At 59.6% G+C, this 25,210-nt stretch carries 18 protein-coding genes; 12 read left to right on the forward strand and 6 right to left on the reverse strand.

What is annotated here, in order from left to right:
- The first annotated feature begins 91 nt into the window (after positions 1 to 91).
- The 11 genes from lptF (at position 92) to B0G82_RS01870 (ending at position 17,646) form a co-directional block, all read left to right on the forward strand.
- Positions 92 to 1,189 carry an LPS export ABC transporter permease LptF gene (lptF, locus tag B0G82_RS01815; RefSeq protein ID WP_106279860.1) on the forward strand — a complete coding sequence of 366 codons (1,098 nt, stop codon included), beginning with the start codon at positions 92 to 94 and terminating at the stop codon, positions 1,187 to 1,189.
- A 3-nt stretch (positions 1,190 to 1,192) separates the two neighbouring features.
- Positions 1,193 to 2,341 carry an LPS export ABC transporter permease LptG gene (lptG, locus tag B0G82_RS01820; protein ID WP_116142638.1) on the forward strand — a complete coding sequence of 383 codons (1,149 nt, stop codon included), beginning with the start codon at positions 1,193 to 1,195 and terminating at the stop codon, positions 2,339 to 2,341.
- A gap of 11 nt (positions 2,342 to 2,352) precedes the next feature.
- Entirely contained in the window at positions 2,353 to 2,724 is a 372-nt protein-coding gene (locus B0G82_RS01825; protein WP_116142639.1) for a CbiX/SirB N-terminal domain-containing protein, read from the forward strand.
- A 752-nt stretch (positions 2,725 to 3,476) separates the two neighbouring features.
- Positions 3,477 to 5,363: a type VI secretion system baseplate subunit TssF gene (tssF, locus tag B0G82_RS01835; RefSeq protein WP_121306479.1), complete on the forward strand. Its 1,887-nt coding sequence runs from the start codon at positions 3,477 to 3,479 to the stop codon at positions 5,361 to 5,363.
- Positions 5,364 to 5,403: 40 nt separating this feature from the next.
- On the forward strand, positions 5,404 to 8,172 hold the full coding sequence (gene tssI, locus B0G82_RS01840) for a type VI secretion system tip protein TssI/VgrG (RefSeq protein ID WP_121306480.1): 2,769 nt from the start codon (positions 5,404 to 5,406) through the stop codon (positions 8,170 to 8,172).
- 48 nt (positions 8,173 to 8,220) lie between these two features.
- Positions 8,221 to 10,146 (forward strand): phospholipase D-like domain-containing protein, encoded by a 1,926-nt coding sequence (locus B0G82_RS01845; RefSeq protein ID WP_121306481.1) that lies wholly within the window; start codon positions 8,221 to 8,223, stop codon positions 10,144 to 10,146.
- Positions 10,147 to 10,157: 11 nt separating this feature from the next.
- Positions 10,158 to 11,819, forward strand: coding sequence for a tetratricopeptide repeat protein (locus B0G82_RS01850; RefSeq protein ID WP_241974438.1), 1,662 nt, complete (start codon positions 10,158 to 10,160; stop codon positions 11,817 to 11,819).
- A 101-nt stretch (positions 11,820 to 11,920) separates the two neighbouring features.
- Entirely contained in the window at positions 11,921 to 13,918 is a 1,998-nt protein-coding gene (locus B0G82_RS01855; RefSeq protein WP_121306482.1) for a phospholipase D-like domain-containing protein, read from the forward strand.
- Positions 13,919 to 13,929: 11 nt separating this feature from the next.
- Positions 13,930 to 15,582, forward strand: a complete 1,653-nt coding sequence (locus B0G82_RS01860) for a DUF6396 domain-containing protein (protein ID WP_241974440.1) — start codon at positions 13,930 to 13,932, stop codon at positions 15,580 to 15,582.
- A gap of 122 nt (positions 15,583 to 15,704) precedes the next feature.
- Positions 15,705 to 17,369, forward strand: a complete 1,665-nt coding sequence (locus B0G82_RS01865; protein ID WP_121306483.1) for a tetratricopeptide repeat protein — start codon at positions 15,705 to 15,707, stop codon at positions 17,367 to 17,369.
- Positions 17,370 to 17,385: 16 nt separating this feature from the next.
- Positions 17,386 to 17,646 carry a PAAR domain-containing protein gene (locus B0G82_RS01870; RefSeq protein ID WP_121306484.1) on the forward strand — a complete coding sequence of 87 codons (261 nt, stop codon included), beginning with the start codon at positions 17,386 to 17,388 and terminating at the stop codon, positions 17,644 to 17,646.
- Positions 17,647 to 17,803: 157 nt separating this feature from the next.
- On the opposite strand, the gene cobA is transcribed toward B0G82_RS01870, so the two are convergent.
- From cobA to B0G82_RS01900, 6 genes are all read right to left on the reverse strand, one after another.
- Positions 17,804 to 18,559, reverse strand: a complete 756-nt coding sequence (cobA, locus tag B0G82_RS01875) for a uroporphyrinogen-III C-methyltransferase (RefSeq protein WP_121306485.1) — start codon at positions 18,557 to 18,559, stop codon at positions 17,804 to 17,806.
- Between the two features lie 65 nt (positions 18,560 to 18,624).
- Positions 18,625 to 19,941 carry a GTP-binding protein gene (locus B0G82_RS01880; RefSeq protein ID WP_121306486.1) on the reverse strand — a complete coding sequence of 439 codons (1,317 nt, stop codon included), beginning with the start codon at positions 19,939 to 19,941 and terminating at the stop codon, positions 18,625 to 18,627.
- 25 nt (positions 19,942 to 19,966) lie between these two features.
- Complete coding sequence (cysD, locus tag B0G82_RS01885; RefSeq protein ID WP_106279842.1) at positions 19,967 to 20,929, reverse strand: sulfate adenylyltransferase subunit CysD; 963 nt, start codon at positions 20,927 to 20,929, stop codon at positions 19,967 to 19,969.
- A gap of 110 nt (positions 20,930 to 21,039) precedes the next feature.
- Positions 21,040 to 21,786, reverse strand: a complete 747-nt coding sequence (locus tag B0G82_RS01890) for a phosphoadenylyl-sulfate reductase (RefSeq protein WP_121306487.1) — start codon at positions 21,784 to 21,786, stop codon at positions 21,040 to 21,042.
- The gene (locus B0G82_RS01895) at positions 21,783 to 22,322 is read right to left on the reverse strand and encodes a DUF934 domain-containing protein (protein ID WP_121306488.1); all 540 of its coding nucleotides are present in this window, start codon (positions 22,320 to 22,322) and stop codon (positions 21,783 to 21,785) included. The genes B0G82_RS01890 and B0G82_RS01895 overlap by 4 nt, the downstream gene beginning before the upstream one ends.
- 22 nt (positions 22,323 to 22,344) lie before the next feature.
- The gene (locus B0G82_RS01900) at positions 22,345 to 24,024 is read right to left on the reverse strand and encodes a nitrite/sulfite reductase (protein ID WP_106279836.1); all 1,680 of its coding nucleotides are present in this window, start codon (positions 24,022 to 24,024) and stop codon (positions 22,345 to 22,347) included.
- Between the two features lie 220 nt (positions 24,025 to 24,244).
- Between B0G82_RS01900 and B0G82_RS01905 the strand changes: the two genes are divergently transcribed.
- Entirely contained in the window at positions 24,245 to 25,186 is a 942-nt protein-coding gene (locus tag B0G82_RS01905; protein WP_121306489.1) for a CysB family HTH-type transcriptional regulator, read from the forward strand.
- Positions 25,187 to 25,210 lie beyond the last annotated feature (24 nt).

Below are 25,210 nucleotides of genomic sequence, written 5' to 3' on the forward strand. Positions count from 1 at the left end.
TTATCCGCTATTTTTCCTGCGGCGGCTGCACCGGAGGTGTGACGGGAAGCAACCCGTGCGCCACTGAGAGCGCCCCCTCTCATCATCAATAATGATCTTCGAACGCTCCCTCCAGCGCGAACTCGCGTATACGGCTGGTGCCGTGTTCATGGTTCTCCTCACGCTCGTGCTGACGACGATGATGATCCGCATCGTCGGCTTCGCAGCCTCGGGCGAGATCGACCCGCGCGACGTGCTGGTCCTGATCGGCCTGACCGTGATCGGCTACCTGGCGATCATGCTCGTCGCGACCCTGTTCGTGTCGATCCTGTTCGTCCTGACCCGTTGGTACAAAGACTCCGAGATGGTCGTGTGGCTCTCTTCGGGTGTCAGTCTGACGCGCTTCATCAAGCCGATCGGCATTTTTGCCACGCCGATCATCATCCTCATCATGTTCTTCGTGTTCGTCGGCTGGCCGTGGTCGAACCAGCAGAGCAAGCTGATCCGCGCGCGCTTTCAGCAACGCGACGAGGTCTCGCTGCTCGCGCCGGGGCAGTTCCGCGAATCGGCCACCAGCCACCGCGTGTTCTTCATCGAGAAGATGTCGCCCGACCAGGCGCGCGTGGAAAACGTGTTCGTGACCAGCACGGAGAACGGCAAGGTCAACGTGGTCGTCTCAAAGACCGGCCATACGGAAACGCGTAAGAACGGCGATCGCTTCGTGGTGCTGGAAAACGGCCGACGTTACGACGGCCAGCCGGGACAGCCCGATTTCCGCATCATGGAGTTCGAACGCTATGGCGTGAAGATCCAGAGCCAGCCGGTCGTCAATACGCCCAGCACGACCGGCACGCCCACGCTCACGCTGCTGCGCAACCCCACCAACGACAATCTCGCCGAATTCGCGTGGCGTGCGGGGCTACCGCTCATCGCGATCAATCTGATGCTGCTGGCCATTCCGCTCGCGCACCAGAATCCGCGGCGCAGCCGCACCATCAATCTCGTGATGGCCGTGCTGATCTATCTAACGTATTCGAATCTGTTGAACGTGGTGCAGTCGTGGATCGAGCAGGGCAAGATGTCGTTCCCGGTCGGACTGGTGGGTCTGCACGTGATCGTCGCGGCGATCGTCACGTTTATTTTCTGGCTGCGCGTACGCAACCGGCCGCTCTTCACGCGAGCGATGTTCAGCCGTTCGCAGGGAGCCTGACCGATGCGCATCTATGAAAGGTACTTCGCGCGTCAGATCTATCTCACGTTCATCTTCATTCTGTTTGCTTTTTCAGGCCTGTTTTTCTTCTTTGACCTGATCAACGAATTGAATTCGGTCGGGCACGGCAACTACAAATTCCAGTACGCGGTGTTGCGGGTTGCGTTGCAAACACCGTCGCGCTTCTACGAAATTATTCCGGTCGCGGCGTTGATCAGTGCGATTTATGTGTTCGCGCAGATGGCGGCGAACTCCGAGTACACGATTTTCCGCGTGTCCGGGCTCGCTACGAATCAGGCTTTGCGTTCGCTGTTGAAGATCGGCATTCCGCTGGTTTTGCTGACCTATCTGATTGGCGAGGTGGTCGGGCCTTATACGGATCAGTTGTCGGAGCGTGTGCGGCTCGAGGCGCTGGGGTCTTCCGTGTCGAGTAACTTCGAGTCCGGTGTGTGGGTGAAAGATACGCTCACGGCGCGCGCGGACGGCGAGCAGGTGACGCGCTTCGTGAACGTCGGCGAATTGAAGCCGGATGCGACGATCAGCAATGTGCGCATTTATGAATTCGATTCGAAGTTCCGGCTCTCCAACGTGCGGACCGCGAAGAGTGGCAAGTATCAGCCGCCGGGTCATTGGCAGTTGACTGGCGTGACCGATACGCAATTGATCGATGTGCCGCCTCCTCCGGGTACGCCCGCCGATGCGCTGAATCCGGTGTATCGGGCGAAGGAAGTGACCGTGCCGGAATATTCGCTGCGCTCGGAATTGACGCCGCAGATTCTGTCGGTGCTGCTGGTGTCGCCGGATCGGATGTCGATGTTCAATCTGTTCCGGTATATCCAGCATTTGACTGAGAATCATCAGGATACACAGCGGTATGAAATTGCGTTGTGGCGCAAGTTGCTGTATCCGTTTGCTGTGTTCGTGATGCTGGTTTTGTCGTTGCCGTTTGCGTATTTGCATACGCGGGCTGGGGTTGTTGGGATGAAGGTTTTCGGCGGGATCATGCTGGGGATGAGTTTTCAGTTGTTCAATACTTTGTTCTCCCATATCGGCACGTTGAATACCTGGCCTGCTCCTTTGACTGCGGCTACGCCTGGATTGGTTTATCTGGTGCTTGGGTTGGTTGGGTTGAAGTGGGTTGATCGGCATTAGGAGCGGTTTTCATGGCGATGCACGGTATCGTTCTGTTTGGCCATGGCGCCAGGGATGTGCGGTGGCGCCAGCCTTTTGAGCGCTTGGCTGTTAAGTTGCGGGACGCTTCTCCGGACTCCGGACCTGTGGCGCTGGCGTTTCTTGAGTTGATGGAGCCGGATTTGCCTACAGCCGTGGGGGAGCTTGTTGCTCAAGGCTGTGAAGTGGTCACCGTCGTGCCGGTGTTTTTTGGGCAAGGGGGGCATGTCAGGAAAGATCTGCCTCTGGTGATCGAACAGTGCCAGGCGTTGCATCCTTCTGTTCTCATTAAATGCGCTGTTGCTGTGGGCGAGGATGAAGCGGTTCTCGATGCCGTCGCGGAATATTGTCTGCGGCAAGTTTGATTGCGGTTTTGGCTTAGCGCGTGGGCCTTTGGCCTTTCCTTGCTTTGTTAGTGGTCTATTAGCGTTGTCCCTGTGCGGGGCAACGCTCTCAACTTAAGCCCCATTCCATCAAGCGAACCTGTACGCGAGATGGACATGGGGCTTGGCTTTTTCTGGGTGGTCGAGGAAAGAAGCGTGACCGCTGCGTGCGGCAGCGAGTCTGGCGATCACCGCAAGAACCGTGGTGAGATTGTCCAGGCAGCGCCGGACACGCGGAAGGCACCCACCGAGGACGGGCTTGAGTGCGCCCATCGCGTACACCCGGTCAGGACGGCTGGCCTGCTCGCCGACGTGCGGTCCCCCAAGCGACCAAGCTTGAATCTTTTGCCTCGATCGGACTTTCGCCGTCCCGGTCGCGTGTCCTTATCTGGACACGCCGACTCGCCAACGCTGATGATAGAGCGCCCCAACATTTTCCGCCCTGCCTAGAGTCATCCTCTGGGATAAGACCGCTTCCAGCCCGCCGCGAGCGGGCTTTTTTATTTGAAGTCGAAATTCAACGTTACCAGAAAAATCTCACAGAGCTTTCCGCGGCATCTGATAGCGCGTCACAACGAAATACGGTTTACTCATTCTTCTGCGGCAACACTTTCATGATGTTTTTTCAGGATTCCATATGAATCGAAGAGATGAAAGCTGTCATGTTTTTCTCATGAATCGGGCAAATCGTCCGCTAAATATCATGTTCGATCGACCTTTCGAAAGCTGACCGGATGGACCCACGCCTGCTGGACTATTACAGCCATGAGTTGCTCTACATGCACGAACTCGCGCTGGAGTTTGCTGAACAGCATCCAAAGATTGCACGGCGCATGAACCTGCACGCAGGCGAAATCGGCGACCCCTACGTCGAACGCCTGCTTCAGTCCTCGGCCTTCGTCACCGCGCATATGCAGATGCGTCTGGACGATGCCTTTCCCGGGTTCATCCTGCCGCTGCTGCAAACCGTCTACGCGAACTACACCTGTCCGACGCCCTCGATGGCCGTCGCCCGCCTCTTCCCGCGCGCGCGAGGCAAGCACGCTGCAAACGGAACAGTCGTGCCGCGCGGCACGATCTTCACCTCGCGCGTTCCCGATGGCGAGCGCACAGCCTGTGAGTTCCGCAGCAGCCAGGATGTCGCGCTGTACCCGCTGGAAATCGTGCAGGCGCGCCTGACCGGGATTCCGCCCGACATCCCCGCACTGGACCGTTTTGTTCCAGCCGGTCGAGCCGTGCAAGGGGCTTTGCGCCTGCGGCTGCGTACCACGAACGGCGCGCCCATCGCGAGTCTCGACGGGCTGGACCGGTTGCCCGTGTATCTCTGTGGCGACGAAGCGAACGCTTCGCACCTGTTCGAGCTGGTTCACGCCGCCGTCGTGGCGAGCGTCACCGGCGTTCCCGGTCAGTTCGCAACCGGATCGCTGCATGCCGTCACGCGCAAGGCAGTCGTCCATGACGCGCTCGAACCACAACAGAGCCTGCTGCCTGCTGTGCCTGACAGGTTTCACGGTCACAACCTGCTGCAGGAGTATTTCGCCTGTCCGGCGCGCTTCTGGTTCTTCACGCTGACCGGCCTCAGGACGGGGCTCGCCAGCATCGACCGCAGCGAGGCCGAGGTCGTGATCCTGCTGGAGCGGCCCGTGGACAAGCTTGCGGAAACCGTCGACGCAGCGCATTTCGCGCTGTTCTGTACACCTGTCATCAACCTGTTTCCCCGACGGACCGGACGGCTCGACCTGGCTCCCGCGGCGCAATCGCATCGGCTCGTGCCCGTGCCGTCCGCACCGCATGACTACGATGTGCACTCGGTGGAGACGGCATGGGGACAGGTTTCCGAAGAATCGGAGACATTCCGTTTCGATCCGCTGCATATGCCAGTAGACCGGTACGCTGGTCGCAATTCGCGTTACTTCACGATCCGCCGCGAACTGAACCGGACTGAGATAGACGACCGTCACTACGGTACGCGCCGCTCCTTTACCGAGACACGCACATTTATTTCGCTGGTCGACCACGACGAGCAGCCGAATACGGAAGGCATCCGCTACCTCTCGTTGCAGGCGTGGCTGACCAACCGCGACCTGCCCTGCGTGCTGACGTGCGACGGCAGCAATGACCTGTTCCTGGACAGGTCGATTCCGGCTGATCGCATCGGCCTGGTGCGTGCGCCCACCGCGCCGCAGCCGCCACTGGCTTTCGGCGATCGGGCCTGGCAGCTGATGGCCCAGTTGAAGCTCGACTACCGGATGTTTGACGACCACTACGACGAAGCCCATCCGGGCGAAGGTGTGCGTCGTCGTCTGCGTCTGTTCGTGATGCCGGATGCGGGGATGCTGGGGCGGCAGATCGAGAGCCTCGTGCGTGCGCAGGCTACGCCCGTCAACAGAAGGTTGCCCGGTAACAGCCCGATTGGCTTCGGACGCGGCATCGAGTGCGAATTCACCTTTGACGAAAGCGGATTCGGCGGCGTGAGTCCCTACACGCTGGGCCTTGTGCTTGAACGTTACGTCGCGCGGCACGTATCGACGCACTCGTTTACAACGACCGTGCTGCGCTCCACGCAGCGCGGACCGATCGCACACTGGCCACCGCGCATGGGTACGCGCGGCACGGCCTGAACCGGGTCAGGTATTCAACGCAGTCAGGGAGAGCAGGCGAATGTCATGGATCAACTCGTGGCTCAAACAGCCGCGCACGCTGGAGATTACCGGCAAGGCGTTGCCGCAATGGAGCGGCGAACCGCTGTTTGCCGTTTCGCGCCTGCGCGGCAAAGAAAAACTCGGACATCTGTATGACTATGAGGTCGAACTTAGTACGGTCGACGACGCAACGCTGACGGCCAGCGAGGCGCAAGCGCTGGTGGATGTGGACGCACTGATCGGCAAGGAAGTGACGGTTCATATTGCCATTGAAGGAAACGGCACCTGGATGGCGAGAGCGACAGGTGCGACTGGGACGGCCAATATCGGCGCGGATATCCGCAAGCTCACGGGCCTGATCGTGGCGGCAAAGTGCATTGGCGCAGATGACCGGCGCGCGCATTACCGCCTCAGGATTCGTCCCTGGCTCTGGCTCGCCACGTTGAACCGCGACAGCAGGCTTTGGCAGGAGCGCTCAGTCATTCAGATCACGGAAGACACCCTTCAGCGCTATTCATTTCCGTACGAACTGCGGCTGGCCGGTCCGGGCGTGCAGCGCCGTCCCTATCCTAAGCGCGAGTACCAGCGGCAGTGGTGGGAGTCCGACTTCGCATTTCTGAATCGTCTGTGGCAAGAATGGGGTATTACATTCTTCTTCACCGGCAGCACGCTGGTGCTGTGCGACTCGCCCGGTGCGTACAAGAAGCATGGCCCGGCGTATCAGACGCTGCGCTATGTGGACCGCAACGGGCAGCGCATCGATGAAGAACATGTTCACGAATTCCACGTCGCACGGCAGATCACGACGGGCAAGGTTGCGCTGACCGACTACGACTATACGCAGTCGCTGGGCAATCTGGCCGTCAGCCAGGAGGACTACAGCAAACGCGCCTTCGACAACGCCGAGGAGTACGCGTGGGGTGACTATTCGCAGCCGTTCGAAGGGCCGATGGGCACGGCCGGGCTGCGCGGCGACCCGCAGTTCGAAGGCGAGCATCTGGCGCGCGTGAAGGTCGAAGCGCATCGCGCCAAGAGCCTGCGAGCGAACGGCAAAGGCAATCTGCGTGGGCTGATGACGGGGCATACGTTCACGCTCGAAGGCTATCCGCTTAAACCGGGCGATGGCGAATACCTCGTCGTATCCACTGATATCGATCTCGTCAACAATGACACGGTTACGCAGAGCGGCGGGATCGAGCTGCAATACAGTTGCACGACCAAGTTTTCCGCAGTGCCCGCCAACACGTTTTATCGCACGCCGCAGAGGGCGAAGAGGCCGCGTGCCTATGCGGAAACGGCGCTCATCACCGGATACGGTGATGAGCCCGTCTATTGCGACGAATACGGACGCGTGAAGGCGCACTTCATCTGGGACCGTATCGGCGAGAAAGATGAAAACGCGAGCTGCTGGCTGCGCGTGGCATCGCCGTGGCACGGAGTCGAGCACGGCGCGATGTGGCTGCCGCGCGTCGGCCATCATGTGCTGGTGGGCTATTACGACAGTGATCCTGACCGGCCATACATCATCTCCGGACATACGACGGAGTTCCACCAGGCGCCGTGGCAACTGCCGAAGAACGATGCGCTGTCGGGCTGGCGGAGCCAGGATCTCAAAGGCCAGTCGGCTAATAGCGTGGTCACCGACGATACACCCGGGAAACTTCAGGTTCAGGTGGCGAGCGACCACGCGCAGTCGCGGCTGGTGCTGGGGTACAACACGCGCATCGACGGACACGCGGGACGGGACAGGGAACGCGGTGAAGGGTTCGAGTTGGGCACTGACGCACATGGCGTGCTGCGCGCCAATCAGGGCATGCTGATCACGACGGCGCCTCGCAGTGGTGCGTCTGCGCCCATGAAGGATATGACCGAGACGGCTGGTCAACTGGCAACCGCGCGTGACCAGCATGATGCCTTCGCCACGCTCGCGCGCGCGCAGCAGGCGCAGGAGCGCGGTGATCAGGACGCTGTGGCCAGCGCCCTGCGGACACAGCACGACGACATTCGCGGCAGCGGCAAGGCCAATCAGCAGAAGAGTCATTTCCCCGAACTGTCCAAGGCGCACCTCGTGCTCAACGGCGAAGCCGGGCTGGCCGGCAATACGCCGTGCTCGATGCATCTGGCCGCCGGCGAACATGTGGCGATGACTTCGGGCGGCCATACGGCACTGTCCGTGGGCCGGAGACTGCTGGTCAGCGTGGCGAACGGCATCCGCACCGTGGTGCAGGCATGCGGCTGGCGGCTGGTGGCGATGTCGGGCGACATCGATCTCAAGGCGCTGAAGGACAGTATCAACCTGCTCGCGAAACTCAACGTGACAGTGTCGGCTACCACGATTCGCATCAGCGCCGATCAGGAAGTGGAAATTGGCGGTGGCGGAAGCTATACGCGCTGGACAGCGGGCCAGATCCGCAGCGGTACATCCGGTCAGTTTGAAGTCCATTCGGCGGGCCGGGTCTTTACCGGACCGGACAACGTCGGCAAACCGAAGCTGCCTGAATCGCAGGATATGCAGCAGGACCTGCACTTTGCGCTGCGCGCATTGCCGGATGAAGCGCACCACTACGCATACGAGCCATACGAGCTGTACAAGGGCGACGCAAAGATTGCGGAAGGCGCGACCGACGAGTCCGGCCGGGTGGTCGTGAAGAATCACCAGCCTGGTACATCGGCTTATCGCGTGAAGCTGAGCAATGGTGGGCAGTTCGAGCTGAAGGTCAAGGATGCGCTTCATGCCGATCCCGCGCATGCCGATCAGCGTTCGAACCGCGGCGAGCGCCTCGCGTAGGTCCGTCCCAGTCCAGCCAATCTGACTATCTGAACAAGGAATAACGACATGGCAGATCACCTCGATACGCAGAATGCGGCAACGGTGGCCATCGATGAGCAGGGACGAAAGGCCCAGAGTTCGGCACAGTTCTTCCTGGAGACGGACCCAAGGGTAAAGAAGTACTACGGCAACCAGTTGGACTTCAAGATTTGTGGCGAGGAAGGCTTCAGGTCCATCGCGAAAGATCTTAACGACGCGAAAGAATCGGCGGACATCATCTGCTGGGGTTTCGATCCTGGCATGGAACTGGAGCGCACGAGAAACGACAAGTGGCCACGCGGCCATACATATGGCTCTTTGCTCGAACAGCTTGCAGACCAGGGCGTCAAGGTGCGGCTGTTGATCTGGTTCAATTCAGTCGCATCGGCGGTGCAGAACAACATGCCTGGCTACACCGACACCGCTCAGATAGGTCCATTCACTTCGCCCTATCCGGAACAGTCGCGTCAAGACTACTGTCGAGGATGGTGGTTCCGAAATCTCGGCTATATGGCCAACGGACACCCCAGCAAAACGACGAACCTGCAGATCGTCTTGCGTGATGTCAGTCTCCTCGATGCCAATCACGGGTTGCAGGACGAAAAGGATCAGCCGTCGGCGAGCGAGCTGGCACTGCTGGATGGATTCGGCACGCACCATCAAAAGCCCATCCTGATTGACTACGCTTACGACGGTGGGAGTAAGGCAGTCGGCTACGTCATGGGACTGAATTCCGTAACCGATTTCTGGGACCGCACTGCTCACGAAGTCGACGATCCGTTCCGAGAATCCTGGTCAAGCGGCAGCGTCCAGAAAGAGATCGGGCACGAAGCAGCGACTGAGAACAAGGCCAGCGCCGCGTCGTACAAACACGCCAAACCGTACCAGGACTATGCCTGTCGTCTGGTTGGTCCCGCGCTGGAGCGGCTGCACCTGAATTTTGTGGCGGCGTGGAACGAGGACGCGCCATCCGCATGGAAAATCGCAGAGCAGCCGTTGCCGCCGAAAATCTTCACTCTCCCAACAGACCCCAACCAGATCGTCCAGATAGTACGCACACAGGCGCATGAAAGAGAAAAGACAATCAAGGCGCTCTATATGCAGGCAACGACCTGGGCGCGTAACTATATTTATATCGAGAACCAATACTTCTTCTATCCAGAACTGGCACGCAACCTGAAGGACGCACGCCTCCAATACTGTCGATGGTGGTGCAGCAAGTACGGCAAGCCTCTCGCGGACATCCCAAAGCTGCATCTGTTCATCGTCATCCCGCACCCGGAGCAGGACGGCATGGTGCCACGTACTCACGACATGTTGAGCGAACTCGGACACAGTGACGCGATGGAGGCGCAGGGCGGTCTTGTCAAGAATGGCTCGCTCAGCCAGAACTATCCAGACGCGAAGACTGCGCCCTACGATGTCACGTTAGACGACGGAATGGGCGGAGCCGTGACGGTGCCCCAGCAGCATAAGGTTCTGGACCGGATCAGTGTTCAGCAACTGGAACGTACATACGGACTGGAGGTGAGCATTGCGCGGTTACGCACAAGCGGTCTCGACGCCGCGCGCAGGATGGCATACCGCGAAATTTACATCCACTCGAAGCTGATGCTGATTGACGACGTGTTTGTGACTGTCGGTAGTGCAAACATCAACCAGCGCAGTATGGCCGTAGACAGCGAGATCAACATTGCCGCGTCTGGCCAGGAGATGGTAGGCAAACTGCGGCAGAAGATTTTTGAACTGCACTCCGACAAGAGTATTCACGGCACAGGTGATCCGGAAAGGGTTCCCGCTGTGTTCCAGGACTGGAATAGACGAATGCAGGATAACGGCGAGCTGAGAATGAGGCATCAAGCCATGCAGGGCTTTCTGCTGAAATTCGAAGACCACCGCTCAACCGCCACCATGGTTGCCTCCACTACTGTTCCTGCCGACGTCACGGTCTGAGCGGCGCGCATATGAAGCGTATTGCCAGACGCCTGAAGCTATTCCTGATTGCTCTCGTCGCCCCTTGTCTGTTTGCCGCTTCCGTATGGGGCGGCCTTATGACGCCAGTAACCAACCGATTCGTTGCGAATATGTCCGATCTGCCGCGCTACACCAAACTGCCGCTGTTTAACCCGCACAGAAAGACCTTCGCATGCGTCTATCAGGACCAGCACCTGCCTTCCGTCGACCCCCAGGCCGAATTGTGGTTCCAGCAGGCACTGGCGCTCGATAACCCGGACATCTGGTTCGAGGATATCGACTGGACGAGGGTCTATCAGCTTTACACAAATGCTGCAGAGCGAAACAACTGGAAGGCCATGCTTAATCTCGCCTCGTTGATTCTGAGTGACTACGCGGTGCCGGTTCACGATCCGGAACTAGCCATACGCTGGGTGGAGAAAGCGATGCAACTCGGCGTGCCGGATGCATGGGACCGCATGGGAACCTATCATCAGAATGGGCTGATTCGGGGTGGAGATGCCACCACTGCTTACGCTTTCTTCCAGCGCGCCGCGGACATGGGCAATCCGTCGGCGCTGACTTATCTCGGATACAAAATGGCGGGTACATATGATGATCCAGATGGCGAATTCTGGGGTAATTCGGACGTCGGAACACGCATGCTTGAGTGCGCCTTGACACAAGGATACGGGAATGCAGCCGAAAAGCTTGGCTTTATCTATTCGCGGCCGGAAACCTACGAAGCGAAGCTTCGTGCACTCAAAGTTCTCCACGAAGGAGTCAAGCTAGGTAGTGCGAACTGCGCAAAGGCGCTTGATTCAGAGTTCCGAGGATTCAATCTATCGACAGGGCGAAATCTCTCCGGAAAGGTGGATATACAGCGCGCGGAGCGTTATACAGTTTTTGGGAATGCGCTTGAACACTATGACGGCCGCCTCAAGCTGCCCAATTTGGACAAGGTATTGCCACTGCCGCCCGCACCGCTGCCGAAGTGGGACGGCAACAAGCAGACGCTGATTGATGCCGCCAAGGCCGTCGCACCGCCTGCAAAGCCCACATCCGCATCACATACAGCGCTGCAGGGCCGCGAGCAGATGCCGGACGGTCATAGCGTAATGCCGCTTGCCGAAAGCCTCTACACGGTTCACGGCGACCAGCGGGTACCCGAAACCGGCTACTGGCTGGCGCTGTTCGATGCCCCAGGAACGCCCAGGGCGCAGCTCACACCTGCCCGTAGCGGACGGCCGGAACACTACCAGGCCGGCGAGCGGTTCGAACCCGCGACGATGACCAGCCTGTCGCACGAGGTGATGCAGTGGCATTACCTGGGCGAAGCCCATCGGCTTCCACCATCTCGCGAAATGATCCTCGCGCACATGGTCAGTGCTGGCTGGCTGCGGGAAATATCCGCCAGTACGCCAATACGTCAATGCGCCGGACACCAGCGATGCCCGCAGCAGGGCATCTGGGAAGGCCGCATTGCCGGTGCGCATCCGCAGGCGTTTCTCTATAACACGTGGACCCAGCAGGCCTTTGTTGATCAAGGACAGCCTTTCCCTGATCCACGCGAGCGGGCTCTGGCAATTGATCGTCATGATGTCACGTGGACCTACCTCGGTAGTCCGAACATTGACGGCGCGGTCCCCGGCGTGACGAATATCGCACTGTGATCGAATGGCTGGACAAGAGGGCCACGCATTCGAACCGGTGCGAACGCGTGGCCTGATGATCCGCTCAGGCTACGGTACGACTGATCGATAAGGATAACCGCATGACTAACCACCTCAAGACGCAGAACCCCATCGATGTGGCGATCGATGAAGCGGGTCGCAAGGCAAACGGATCGGTGCAATGGCTTCTCGAGAACCGCAAGGAGATGCCCATCACTTACGGAAACAGGCTGCATTTCATGGTCTGCGGCGAGGAAGGTTTTGCGGAGATTGCGAAGGACATCTGGGATGCAAGATCCACCGTCGATATTGTCTGCTGGGGTTTCGATCCGGGCATGGAGTTGACGCGTGGTCCAATGTGCCGAAGATTCGACCCAGACCTCGGCAATGAAATAAAAAAAGGTAATGCCTGGCCACGGGGCGTGAGGTACGGCCGCCTGCTGGAGGCCGTCACGACACGAAAGGACAATCCGGTAACGGTGCGACTACTGATCTGGTACGACGCGCGAGGCTCAGCCAGGCAGAACAACATGCCTGGTTACAGCGACGTGGACCAAAGTTGGAGTGCCGTTGCGAATCACGTCCGGCAATCGCCGCCGTATGCCAACCCCGAACGCCACAAGTACTGCGCTGATTGGTGGGCGCGCCACCTGCCTGGTGGCCGAAGCGGTGCAGGCTCGAATCCGCGCCTTCAGGTTGTTCTGCGCGGCATCGCTGCCGGCGATGTCAAGGCGATGCTGGCAGCGGCGCCGAAAGAGGAGGATCAGCCTGCCTACGAATCGGGCAACCCGATCGATGAAACCGGCCTGCTCGAAAATTATCCTACCCATCACCAGAAACCGGTCCTGATCGACTATGCACATGACGGTGGCAGCAAGGCGGTGGGTTACGTCATGGGACTAAATTCCGTGACGGATTTCTGGGACCGGACAGCACACGAGATCGACGATCCGCTGCGAGAAACGTGGTCAGCCGGTAACGTCGATGTAGAACTCACCCATGAGCGAACTACGCAGGATCCGAAAGGACCACTCAGAAAGACAGCCTACGGGCACACCAAGCCATATCAGGATTACGCCTGTCGCGTCGTCGGACCAGCGCTGAAACGACTGCACGAGAATTTCGAGCGGGGCTGGAACCTGTTCGCTCCCGCCGCGCTGCAAACGAGAGAACTGACGGAATTGCCGCCCAAGGTTCCTGTCTTGCCAAAGAATCCCGCACATGGGGTGCAGATCGTACGCACTCAGCCGCACGAACTGGACAAGAGCATCAAGGAACTCTACTTCCAGGCAACCAGCTTTGCCCGCAACTATATCTACATCGAGAACCAGTATTTTTTCTATCCGGAGTTTGCCCGTCACCTGAAAAGGGAACGCGGAAAGTTCTGCGACGCCTGGGCGAGACTGCCGGACAAACCTATGACGGATGTGCCGGTGCTGCATCTGTTTATCGTGATTCCACACCCCGAAGACGACGGTATGGTGCCGCGTACATTCGACATGCTGACCGAACTGGGTGCAAGCACGTCAATGCCGGAACAGGCAACACACGTCGACAAGGGCAAGCTCGACCAGGATTACACGGATGCGCACAAGGGCAAGAAAGGCAACAAGGTGCTGGACCGTCCGAGCCTGAAGCAGTTGCAGGACACGCTGGGCCTGAAAGTGAGCGTCGCCCGGCTGCGCACTAGTGGGGTGATCGGTAACCAGATGGCTTATCGCGAGATCTATATCCACTCGAAGCTGATGCTCATCGACGATGTGTTCGTGACGCTCGGCAGCGCGAATCTGAACCAGCGCAGTATGTCGGTGGACAGTGAGATCAACATTGCGGCGACCGGGCAGGTCTGGGCCGCGGATCTGCGCGGACGGGTTTTTGAACTGCATTCAGGTGGCGACATTCACGGTAGCGGAGACAGATCAAAAGTACCAATTGAATTCGAAAAATGGAAAGGCCGTATGGATGATAACCACGACATCAAATTGGCGGGGAAGGCGAGTTTGCTCGGCTTCCTGCTGCCATTTGAGGATCATCGCGCAACTTCTACCATGCATGCGTCGGTGACGATACCCTCATCTGACAGCACGGCCCTCGCATGACCGAGATATCTATGAAGTGCATGACCATCCTTTGCCGCATTGTCTTCGTCGTCCTGTTCCTGACCACCTCTTCTGTGCAGGCCGGGAGACTGACTTCCTCGACCAGCAAACTGACTACCGCCATGTCCGATCTGCCACGTTACGAAAAGCTGCCACTGTTTAATCCGCATCGCAAGCTGTTCACCTGCCTTTATCAGGACAAGCACGTGCCGCCTGTTGATCCGCAGGCCGAACTGTGGTTTCAGCAGGCACTCGTGCTGGACAACCCGGACATCTACTATAAGGATCGCGACTATCCGAAGATTTACCAGCTCTACCAGCAGGCCGCGCAGCGCAATCACTGGAAGTCCATGCTCAATCTCGCCTCGCTGATCCTGTCGGACTACGCGATACCGGAACACGATCCGGAGGTTGCGATCCGCTGGGTCGAGAAGGCGATGCAGCTCGGCGTGCCGGATGCCTACGACATGATGGGTACATACCATCAGAACGGTATGATCAGGGGCGGTGATGCAACCAGCGCCTATGCGTTTTTCCAGCGCGCGGCGGACATGGGCAGTCCGTCTGCAATGACCTTCCTCGGCTACAAAATAGCTGGTACTTACGACGATCCGGAGGGCGAATTCTGGGGCAACCTGCCTATCGGCACTCGAATGCTGGAGTGTGCCCTTTCTCAAGGCTCCGGTGATGCTGCGGAAAAGCTGGGCTTCATCTATGCTCGTCCAGGAACAAGCGAAGACAAGTTACGGGCTCTCAAAGTTCTCCATGAAGGAGTAAAACTAGGTAGCGCTGAATGCGCGAATAAGCTGTTTATCGAGTTTGACGGGTTCAACTTGACCAACGGGCGTAACTTGCCCGGCCATATCGACAAAGCCCGCGCCGAGCGCTATAGCCAGATCGGCAATGCGCTGGAACATTACCAAGGCCGCCTCAAGCTACCTAACCTTGACAAGGTATTGCCACTGCCGCCCGCACCGCTGCCGAAGTGGGACGGCAACAAGCAGACGCTGATCGATGCCGCCAAGACCGTCATTCCGCCCGCAAAGCCCAAATCCGCATCACATGCAGCGCTGCAGGGCCGCGAACAGGTGCCGGAGGGGCATAGCGTAATGCCGCTTGCCGAAAGCCCCTACACCGTTCACGGCGACCAGCGGGTAACCGAAACCGGCTACTGGCTGGCGCTGTTCGGTACCCCGAGAACGCCCAGGGCGCAGTTCACACCGGCCCGTAGCGGACGGCCAGAACACTACCAGGCCGGCGAGCGGTTCGAACCCGCGACGATGACCAGCCTGTCGCACGAGACGATGCGATGGCATTACCTGGGCGAAGCCCGCCAGCTTCCACCGTCGCGCGAAATGATCCTCGCGCATATGGTCAGTGCTGGCTGGCTGCGGGAAATATCCGCCAGTACGGCAATACGTCAATGCGCCGGACACCAGCGATGCCCGCAGCAGGGCATCTGGGAAGGCCGCGTTGCCGGTGCGCATCCCCTGGCGTTTCTCTATAACACGTGGACCCAGCAGGCGTTTGTCCAGCCCGGCCAAATTTTCCCCGATCCGCGCGACAGGTCTCTCGACGTCGATCGCCATGATGTCACGTGGACCTACCTCGGTAGTCCGAACGTTGACGGCGCGGTGCCGGGCGTGACGAATATCGCTCTGTGATCGAACAGCTGGAGAAGAGAAGAAAGCAATGGCAAGGCAATCGCGCGCAAGGGTGACCTGGCGGCGTGCCCGGAGTATGGCGTCAAACCGAGGGTTCCTGAGCTAGCTTGAACGAGACATCTATGAAGTGCACAACCATCCTTTGCCGCATTGTCTTCGTCGTCCTGTTCCTGACCACCTCTTCTGTGCAGGCCGGGAGACTGACTTCCTTGACCAGCAAGCTGACTACCGCCATGTCCGACCTGCCGCGTTACGAAAAACTGCCACTGTTTAATCCGCATCGCAAGCTGTTCACCTGCCTTCATCAGGGCCAGCACGTGCCGCCTGTTGATCCGCAGGCGGAACTGTGGTTCCAGCAGGCACTCGTGCTGGACAACCCAGACATCTATTACAAGGATCGCGACTATCCGAAGATTTACCAGCTCTACCAGCAGGCCGCGCAACGCAATCATTGGAAGTCCATGCTCAATCTCGCCTCGCTGATCCTGTCGGATTACGCGGTACCGGAACACAATCCGGAGGTTGCGATCCGCTGGGTTGAGAAGGCGATGCAACTCGGCGTGCCGGATGCCTACGACATGATGGGTACATACCATCAGAACGGTATGATCAGGGGCGGTGATGCAACCAGCGCCTATGCGTTTTTCCAGCGCGCGGCGGACATGGGCAGCCCGTCTGCAATGACGTTTCTGGGGGACAAACTGGGGGGAACCTATGATGACCCCGACGGGGACTTCTGGGGAAACAGGTCAATTGCAATTGAGATGCTGAAGTGTGCGATGGCGCAGGGTTACGGGGATGCAGCCTATGAACTTGGGTACTTGCAGCTAAGTGGCTACACGCCGGAAGCAAAAGCGCTGGCGTTGAAGACATTTCACGAAGGAGTGAAATTGGGGAGCGCCAAAAGCGCCAAAAATTTGTCCGTCGAATTCGACGGGTTTAATTTGTCGAACGAAAAGAGCCTCGTTGGACACGTTGATCAGGCTCGTTCGCAACGATATCGTGTACTCGGAGATGCACTTGAGCATTATGGAACCCGCCTCAGACTGCCGAATTTGGACAAGGTGCTGCCGCTCCCTCCCGCACCACTGCCTAAGTGGGACGGTAACAAGCAGACGCTGATCGATGCGGCCAAGGCTGTCATTCCGTCTGCAAAGCTCAGAACAACGTCAAACGCAATGTTGCAGGGACGCGAACATATCCCGGATGGCTACGATGTCCCGTCGCTCGCCGAGAGTCCTTATGCAGTCAGGGAAGGCCGGGGCGTCCCCGAAACCGGCTACTGGCTGGCGCTGTTCGATGCCCCAGGAACGCCCAGGGCGCAGCTCACACCTGCCCGTAGCGGACGGCCGGAACACTACCAGGCCGGCGAGCGGTTCGAACCCGCGACGATGACCAGCCTGTCGCACGAGATCATGCAATGGCATTACCTGGGCGAAGCCCGTCAGCTTCCACCATCGCGCGAAATGATCCTCGCGCATATGGTCAGTGCTGGCTGGCTTCGGGAAATATCCGCCAGTACGCCAATAAGTCAATGCGCCGGACACCAGCGATGCCCGCAGCAGGGCATCTGGGAAGGCCGCGTTGCCGTTGCGCATCCGCAGGCGTTTCTCTATAACACGTGGACCCAGCAGGCGTTTGTTGATCAAGGACAGCCTTTCCCCGATCCACGCGAGCGGGCTCTGGCAATTGATCGTCATGATGTCACGTGGACCTACCTCGGTAGTCCGAACGTTGACGGCGCGGTCCCCGGCGTGACGAATATCGCACTGTGCTCGAACGGCTAGAGAAGAGGAAAACGCAATGGCAAGACAGGTAATCGTAGTGGGCGACACCACGACCCACGGTGGAAAAGTGATCACAGGATCACAGGTCGACGTCGTTGACGGCAAGGCGATCGCGCGCAAGGGTGACCTGGTGGCGTGCCCGGAGCATGGCGTCAATCCGATCGTCGAAGGTGACGAATCATTGATGGTCGACGACAAGCCCGTTGCGCTCGAGGGACATCACGCAGCATGCGGATGTGCTCTCATCAGTGTGTGTCATACCCTGTCGGTGCCCTGAGCGCGGGCGGCAGTGGCGCATGCTGACGATGTCGAAGACACAGGCAATCGCGCGGGCGCGCGGCGGGACATGGTCACGTGCGCTCTCACGTGACTAAAGGAAAGGCGAACATTCCAAAGCGCACAACAAACAACCTACACAGCACCAACCAAAAACCTCAAGCAGCGACTAACAACCCATCCACGGAGCGAACAACCTCGACCTGCCGCGCAGCAAACGCCTCCCCGATCATCAGCAGGCTCGGCTGCGATGCATCGACCCAGCGCTGCGCGTCGCCGGCTGCGAGTTCTTCGAGTGTGAGCGTCAGCATGCGCTCGCGCTCGGTGCTGCAAGCTTCGACAATCGCCACCGGCGTGGCAACAGGCTTGCCGGCATCGATCAACTGCTGCGCGATCTCGACGCCGCTATCGCGGCCCATGTAAAACACGAGCGAGTCCGCGTTCACCTGTTCACGAATCTCGTCGGAGCCCGGCGCACGGCTGAACGTGGCCAGTGCAACACTGCGCGATACACCCCGCAGCGTCAACGAGCGCTTCAACGAGGCCGCGCTCGCCAGCGCAGCGGTGATTCCAGGCACCACTTCATAGTCGATGCCGGCCGCTTCCAGCGCCCGCATTTCTTCGTCGGCGCGGCCGAACAGCATCGGGTCGCCGCCCTTCAGGCGCACCACCACGTCGTGCTCCAAAGCGGCGTCGACGATCTGCTTGTTGATGAACTGCTGGGCTGTCGACAATTGCCCGCAGCGCTTGCCCACCGCAATCCGCCGCGCATGCGCAGGCGCGTAATCGAGCATGGCCGGTTCGACCAGCGCGTCGTGCAATACCACGTCGGCCGTGCCGAGCAGGCGCGCGCCGCGTACCGTAATCAGGTCCGCAGCGCCGGGCCCCGCGCCGATCAGATAAACCTTACCCATTTGAATCAACCTGTTGGTTGGGGCGCGAGCCACGCAGTATTGCGTCGCCATGCGCCCTCGCCCGCTTACGCAGAAAACGCCCGAATCATCCCAGCCGCAACGGTATGATGCGTCGCTTCGTCGATCAGCACGAACGCACCCGTGCCCTGATGCGAGTCATACACATCGCACACCAGCGGCTTCTGCAACGTCAGCGCCACCCGGCCGATGTCGTTCATCGTCAGATCCTTGCGATCGGTCGCCTGCGACAGCGTATGCACGTCCAGCACTTCCTTGATCGCACCGATTCGCGCGAACACCGTATTGGTGGTCTGCTTCAACAGATACTTGCGTTGCGTGGACAGCGGCGCGTCGTCGAACCAGCACAGATCGGCTTCCAGCTTTTTCGCCGGCTCCGGCGCCGCTTCACGCAACACGAAGGTGTCGCCGCGCGATACGTCGACGTCTTCCGCGAGACGAATCGTCACCGTTTGCCCGGCGAACGCGCGGTCCACCGCAGCCGTGCCGCCCGGCACCGGCGCGATGATTTCCGCAACCGTCGCTTCGCGATTGGCCGGCAACACAACAATCGTATCGCCGAGCTTCACTTCGCCGGCTTCGACACGGCCCATGTAGCCGCGGAAATCGTCGGCCTGGCTGCCGTCCTGACGCGCCACCCATTGCACCGGGAAACGCAGCGCCTGGCCCGTCGGCACTTCGACCGGCAACGCTTCGAGCAGGTCCAGCAACGGCTCGCCCGCGTACCAAGGCATGCTTTCGCTCGCCGTCACGATGTTGTCGCCCTTGAGCGCCGACACCGGCACGAAACGCACGTCGCTCAAACCCAGTTGACGCGCGAGTTCGACATACGCGTCGCGGATCTCGTTGAAGCGCTGCTCGCTGTAATCGACCAGGTCCATCTTGTTGATCGCGACGATCGCGTGCTGCAACCCCAGCAACTTGACGATCGCGCTGTGACGCTTGGTTTGCGGCAGCAGTTGCGCCACGCCATCCACAAACGTCACGCGCGTTGCGTCGACGAGAATAATCGCCGCATGTGCCGTCGACGCGCCCGTCACCATGTTGCGCGTGTACTGCTCGTGGCCCGGCGTATCGGCGATGATGAACTTGCGCTTCGCAGTCGCGAAGTAACGGTACGCGACGTCGATCGTGATGCCTTGCTCGCGTTCGGCTTCGAGGCCGTCCGTCAGCAGCGACAGATCGATTTCGTCGCCGACGGTACGCTTATTCTTCGCGCGCGACAGTGCCGAAAGCTGGTCTGAAAGCACAGCCTTGCTGTCGTACAGCAGGCGGCCGATCAACGTGCTCTTGCCATCGTCGACGCTACCCGCGGTAATGAAACGCAGCACGCCGAGGTCTTCTGGTTGGTGAATACCGCTCATGATTGCTTTACCCTCGTTCGTGTGCTTAGAAATAACCTTGCTTCTTACGCTGTTCCATCGCGGCTTCGGAGACCTGATCGTCCATCCGCGTCGCGCCGCGTTCCGTGATTTCGGTCACGGCCGTTTCGGCGATGATCTTCTCGAGATCGTCCGCGTCGCTTTCCACCGGGCAGGTGCAGCTAATGTCGCCGACGGTACGGAAGCGCACCAGCGCGGTTTCACTGACTTCGCCTTCACGCATCGGCGTGAGCGGCGTAACCGGCACCAGCAGGCCATTGCGGCGCACGATCTCGCGTTGATGCGCGTAGTAGATCGACGGCAGTTCGAGCTGTTCGCGAGCGATGTACTGCCACACGTCGAGTTCGGTCCAGTTCGAAATCGGGAACACGCGCAGATGTTCTCCGTTATGCAGACGCGCGTTATACAGGCTCCACAGTTCCGGGCGCTGTGCCTTCGGATCCCATTGGCCGAATTCGTCGCGGAACGAGAAAATCCGTTCTTTCGCACGGGCCTTTTCTTCGTCGCGGCGCGCGCCACCGATCAGCGCGGTGTAGCCGTACTGTTCGATGGTTTCGAGCAGCGTCACGGCTTGCGCCGCGTTGCGCGAATCCAGTTCACGACGCAGACGAACCGTGCCGCGCTTGATCGAATCTTCGACATGACCCACCACGAGTTCAGCGCCGATCTCTTTCGCGCGACGATCGCGGAAATCGATCACTTCCTCGTAGTTGTGGCCGGTGTCGATATGCACGAGCGGGAACGGCAGCACGGTCTTGCGATTCGCGCCGATGCCGAAGGCCTTCAGCGCGAGGTGCAGCACCACGACCGAATCCTTGCCACCCGAAAACAGTAGCGCGGGCTTGCTGCATTCAGCGACCAGTTCGCGCAGGATGTGAATCGACTCGGCTTCGAGCCAGTCGAGGTGATCCATACGGTTTGCCGTGTTGGCGAGCGGTGCGTTCACAGTGGAATCGAGCGTGGTGCTCATATCTGGGTCCTTCGTTGGTTCGCGTCGCAAGCGGTTGCTCGCGTCGCGGAAGTATTCAAATCGGTATGTGCGGTGTTCGGGCCGAAAACCAAGGCCCGTTCGCTCAAACTTCAGGCCGAGGCGTTTGCGCTGCGATCGACCGCGATCGGCGTAATCGTCGTGATGTGCAGTCCGCATTCCTTCGTATCGCGCGACTCCCACCACCAGCGCCCTGCCCGGCTATCTTCACCGGGACGCACGGCGCGCGTACACGGTTCGCAGCCGATGCTCGGGTAACCGCGTGCATGCAGCGGATTGACGGGCACGTCGAACGCTTTCAGATAGGCCCACACTTCGGCCTCGGTCCAGTCGGTCAGCGGATTGAACTTGGCGATGTTGCGCGCGGCGTCGTGCTCTTCCGCATGCAACTCGGCGCGCGTCACCGACTGCTCGCGACGTTGGCCCGTGACCCATGCGCTCACGTCAGACAGCGCGCGGTTCAATGGCTCGACCTTGCGAATTTCGCAGCAGCGCTTGCGCAGATCGACGCTTTCGTAGAACGCGTTCAGGCCGTGCGAGCCGATGTATTCCTCGACCGCCGCGGCTTGCGGATGAAACTGTTCGATGTCGTAGCCATAGCGCTCTTTCACACGGTCGAGCATGCCGAGCGTTTCCGCATGCAAGCGGCCGGTGTTCAGGGAGAAGATGTCGATCTTCACGCCGCGCGACAGAATCGCATGCGTGAGCAGCATGTCTTCCGCTGCGAGGCTGCTGGCGAGCTTCACGTTCTCGTGACGCGCGGCGATCGAGTCGAGCAGCGCATCGAGGCGCTCGACCTTTGCGGCGAGTTCCGGCGTGAGGGTTTGAACTTCGCTCATGCCGATGCCTTTGCCAGTTCGCCCGCTTCACGGCGGCGGAACAGCGGCGACGAGTTCACCGCGCCCTGATAGTTGAAGCTGAATTCGTCGAACGCTTTCAGTGCGTCGTCGAAGTCTTTGTCCGCGCGCAACGCGTACGCGTCGAAGCCGCAACGGAACATGAACGCCAGTTGATCGCGCAGCACGTCGCCAATTGCGCGCAGTTCGCCCTTGTAACCATAGCGCTCGCGCAGCAGGCGGCCGATGCTATAGCCGCGGCCGTCGCGGAACACCGGGAAGTCCACGCCGATCAGCGCGATCTTGTCGAAGTCGGCGACGATATCCGCCGGTTCGCTGTCCGGCGCGAGCCACACGCCGATCTCAGCGGCGCTACGCGAAGCGGTCAACGCATCACGTTCAGCCTGCCACAGCGCGAGCGGCACCAGCACCTTGCCTGCGGGCAATGCGTTCACCGCGGGCAGCGAGCCATCTTCTGCCGGGCGCACGACCGTCCAGTCATCGTTGACGATTGCGCGATTCTTGATGATAGAAGCCATCTGTTCTGTATCCTTTTCGCGGTTACGCGTGAGCCGGTTGACGCGAGGCGTACACACGTTCCTTGAACGGGGTGATGCCGATGCGGTTGTACGTTTCGATGAAGCGCTCGCCTTCGTGGCGGTTTTCCACGAACGTATCGATCACTTTGCTCATCACGTCCGGCATTTCTTCCGCCGAGAACGACGGGCCGATCACGCGGCCAAGGTGTGCGCCGGTAGCGCCCGTGCCCTGCTCGCCGCCGAGCGTCACCTGATACCACTCCGAGCCGTCCTTATCGACGCCCAGAATGCCGATGTTGCCGACGTGGTGATGACCGCAAGCGTTAATGCAGCCCGAGATGTTCAGCGACACATCGCCGAGGTCGTACACATAGTCCAGATCGTTGAAGCGTTCCTGAATGGCCAGCGCGATCGGAATCGACTTCGCATTCGCGAGCGAGCAGAAGTCGCCGCCCGGGCACGCGATGATGTCGGTCAGCAAGCCGATATTCGGCGTCGCGAAACCTTGTGCCTTAGCCTTTTCCCACAGCGCGAACAGGTCGCGCTTCTTCACGTTCGCGAGAATCAGGTTCTGTTCGTGCGACACGCGGATTTCGCCGAGCGAGTACTCGTCGGCCCAATCGGCGACGGCTTCCATCTGTGCGTCCGTGGCGTCGCCGGGGGCGATCGTGGTCGGCTTCAAAGACAAGGTGACCGACGAATAGCCCGACACCTTATGCGGACGCACATTACGCTCGACCCAACGGGCAAACGCACGGTTTTCCAGCAGATGCTTTTCGAACGAAGCGTCGGTATCCGCGAGCTTTTCGTACACCGGCGGCTGGAAGTACTGCGACACGCGATCCACTTCGGCTTGCGTGAGCGTCGAAGGACCGTCCTTCAGGTGTTGCCATTCTTCTTCGACTTGCGCCGAGAATTTCTCCGGGCTCAACGCCTTCACGAGAATCTTGATGCGCGCCTTGTACATGTTGTCGCGGCGGCCGTAACGGTTGTATACGCGCAGCACCGCTTCGCAGTACGTCAACAGATGTTGCCAGGGCAGATCTTTGCGGATGATCGCGCCGATGATCGGCGTACGGCCCATGCCGCCGCCGGCCAGGATATCGGCCACCAGTTCGCCCTGCTCGTTCTTGCGCAGATACACCCCCATGTCGTGAATCTGCACGGCAGCGCGGTCTTCCCTGGAACCCGACACGGCAATCTTGAACTTGCGCGGCAGCCACGCGAATTCCGGGTGGAACGTGGACCATTGACGCAAAATTTCGGCCCACGGACGCGGATCGACCACTTCATCCGGCGCCACGCCGGCGAACTGGTCGGCAGTGATGTTGCGGATGCAGTTGCCCGAGGTCTGAATGCCGTGCATTTGCACCGCCGCCAGCTTGCGCAGGATTTCCGGCGTTTCTTCGAGCTTGATCCAGTTGTACTGGATGTTCGAGCGCGTCGAGAAATGGCCGTAACCGCGGTCGTGTTCGCGCGCGATCTGCGCGAGCACGCGCATCTGGTCGCTGCGCAGGTTGCCGTACGGAATCGCGATGCGGTGCATGTACGCGTGACGCTGCATGTACAGGCCGTTCTGCAGGCGCAGCGGACGAAACTCCTCTTCGCTCAATTCGCCCGACAAGCGGCGGCGAACCTGATCGGCGTACTGCGCGACCCGTTCATCGACGATGGTCTGGTCGTACTGATCGTATTGGTACATTCGGGGACCCCAATTTTTTGCAGTGATACACGGCGATCCGGTTTCGCCGCGCCCTGGATACATCCCTTTGTCACCCTCGGCTCATGAACGTTTAGACCCATCGCTCATTTGCTTATGACAAATACAGATATCCATATTGAAAAAGATGGACAGATCGTAATAAACTGCCCTTATATTTCAAACGACTAAAAAATTCTTTTGATATGCGGAGAGGTTATATATGAACCTGCACCAATTCCGCTTCGTCCGCGAGGCTGTGCGGCAGAACTTCAACCTGACGGAAGCGGCCAAGGCGCTGTTCACAAGCCAGCCGGGCGTTTCCAAGGCAATCATCGAGCTGGAAGACGAGCTGGGCGTGGAAATCTTCACGCGCCACGGCAAGCGCGTGCGCTCGCTGACCGAGCCGGGGCGCATCATTTTGCAGTCGGTCGAGAAGATTCTGCAGGAGGTGGAGAGCCTCAAACGGGTCGGTAAAGATTACGCGGCGCAGGATCAGGGCAATCTGGTGATCGCCGCCACCCACACGCAGGCGCGCTACTCGCTGCCGGCCGCCATCGCCGACTTCAAGAAACGCTTTCCCAAGGTCCACCTTTCGATTCTGCAAGGCAGCCCGACGCAGGTCGCCGAAATGGTGCTCCACGACCAGGCCGACCTCTGCATCGCCACCGAAGCGATCGCCAACTATAAGGAACTGGTGTCGCTGCCGTGCTTCCAGTGGCACCACGTCGCGGTGATGCAACCGGATCATCCGCTGCTCGACCGCAAACTTTTGTCGCTGGATGATCTGACCCAGTATCCGCTGATCACCTACGACAACGCGTTCGCCGGGCGCACCAAGATCAACGAGGCGTTCCGGCTGCGCGGGCTGCATCCGGATATCGTGCTCGAAGCAATCGACGCCGACGTAATCAAGACCTACGTGGAACTGGGCCTTGGCGTCGGCATCATGGCGGATATCGCGTTCAACGCCGAGCGCGACCGCCATTTGCGCGCGATGCCGGTTGGCCACCTGTTCGGCAGCAATGTGACGCGGGTCGCGCTGAAACAGGGCGCCTATCTGCGCAGCTATGTGTATACGCTCGTCGAGCTGTTGTCGCCGAGCATGAACCGCAAGCTGATCGAGCAGGCGCTCAAGGGCGAACACGAAACCTACGAACTTTGATAACACCACCGCTTCTCGCTACGG

It is taken from the genome of Paraburkholderia sp. BL17N1, assembly GCF_003634175.1.
Taxonomy (GTDB): domain Bacteria; phylum Pseudomonadota; class Gammaproteobacteria; order Burkholderiales; family Burkholderiaceae; genus Paraburkholderia.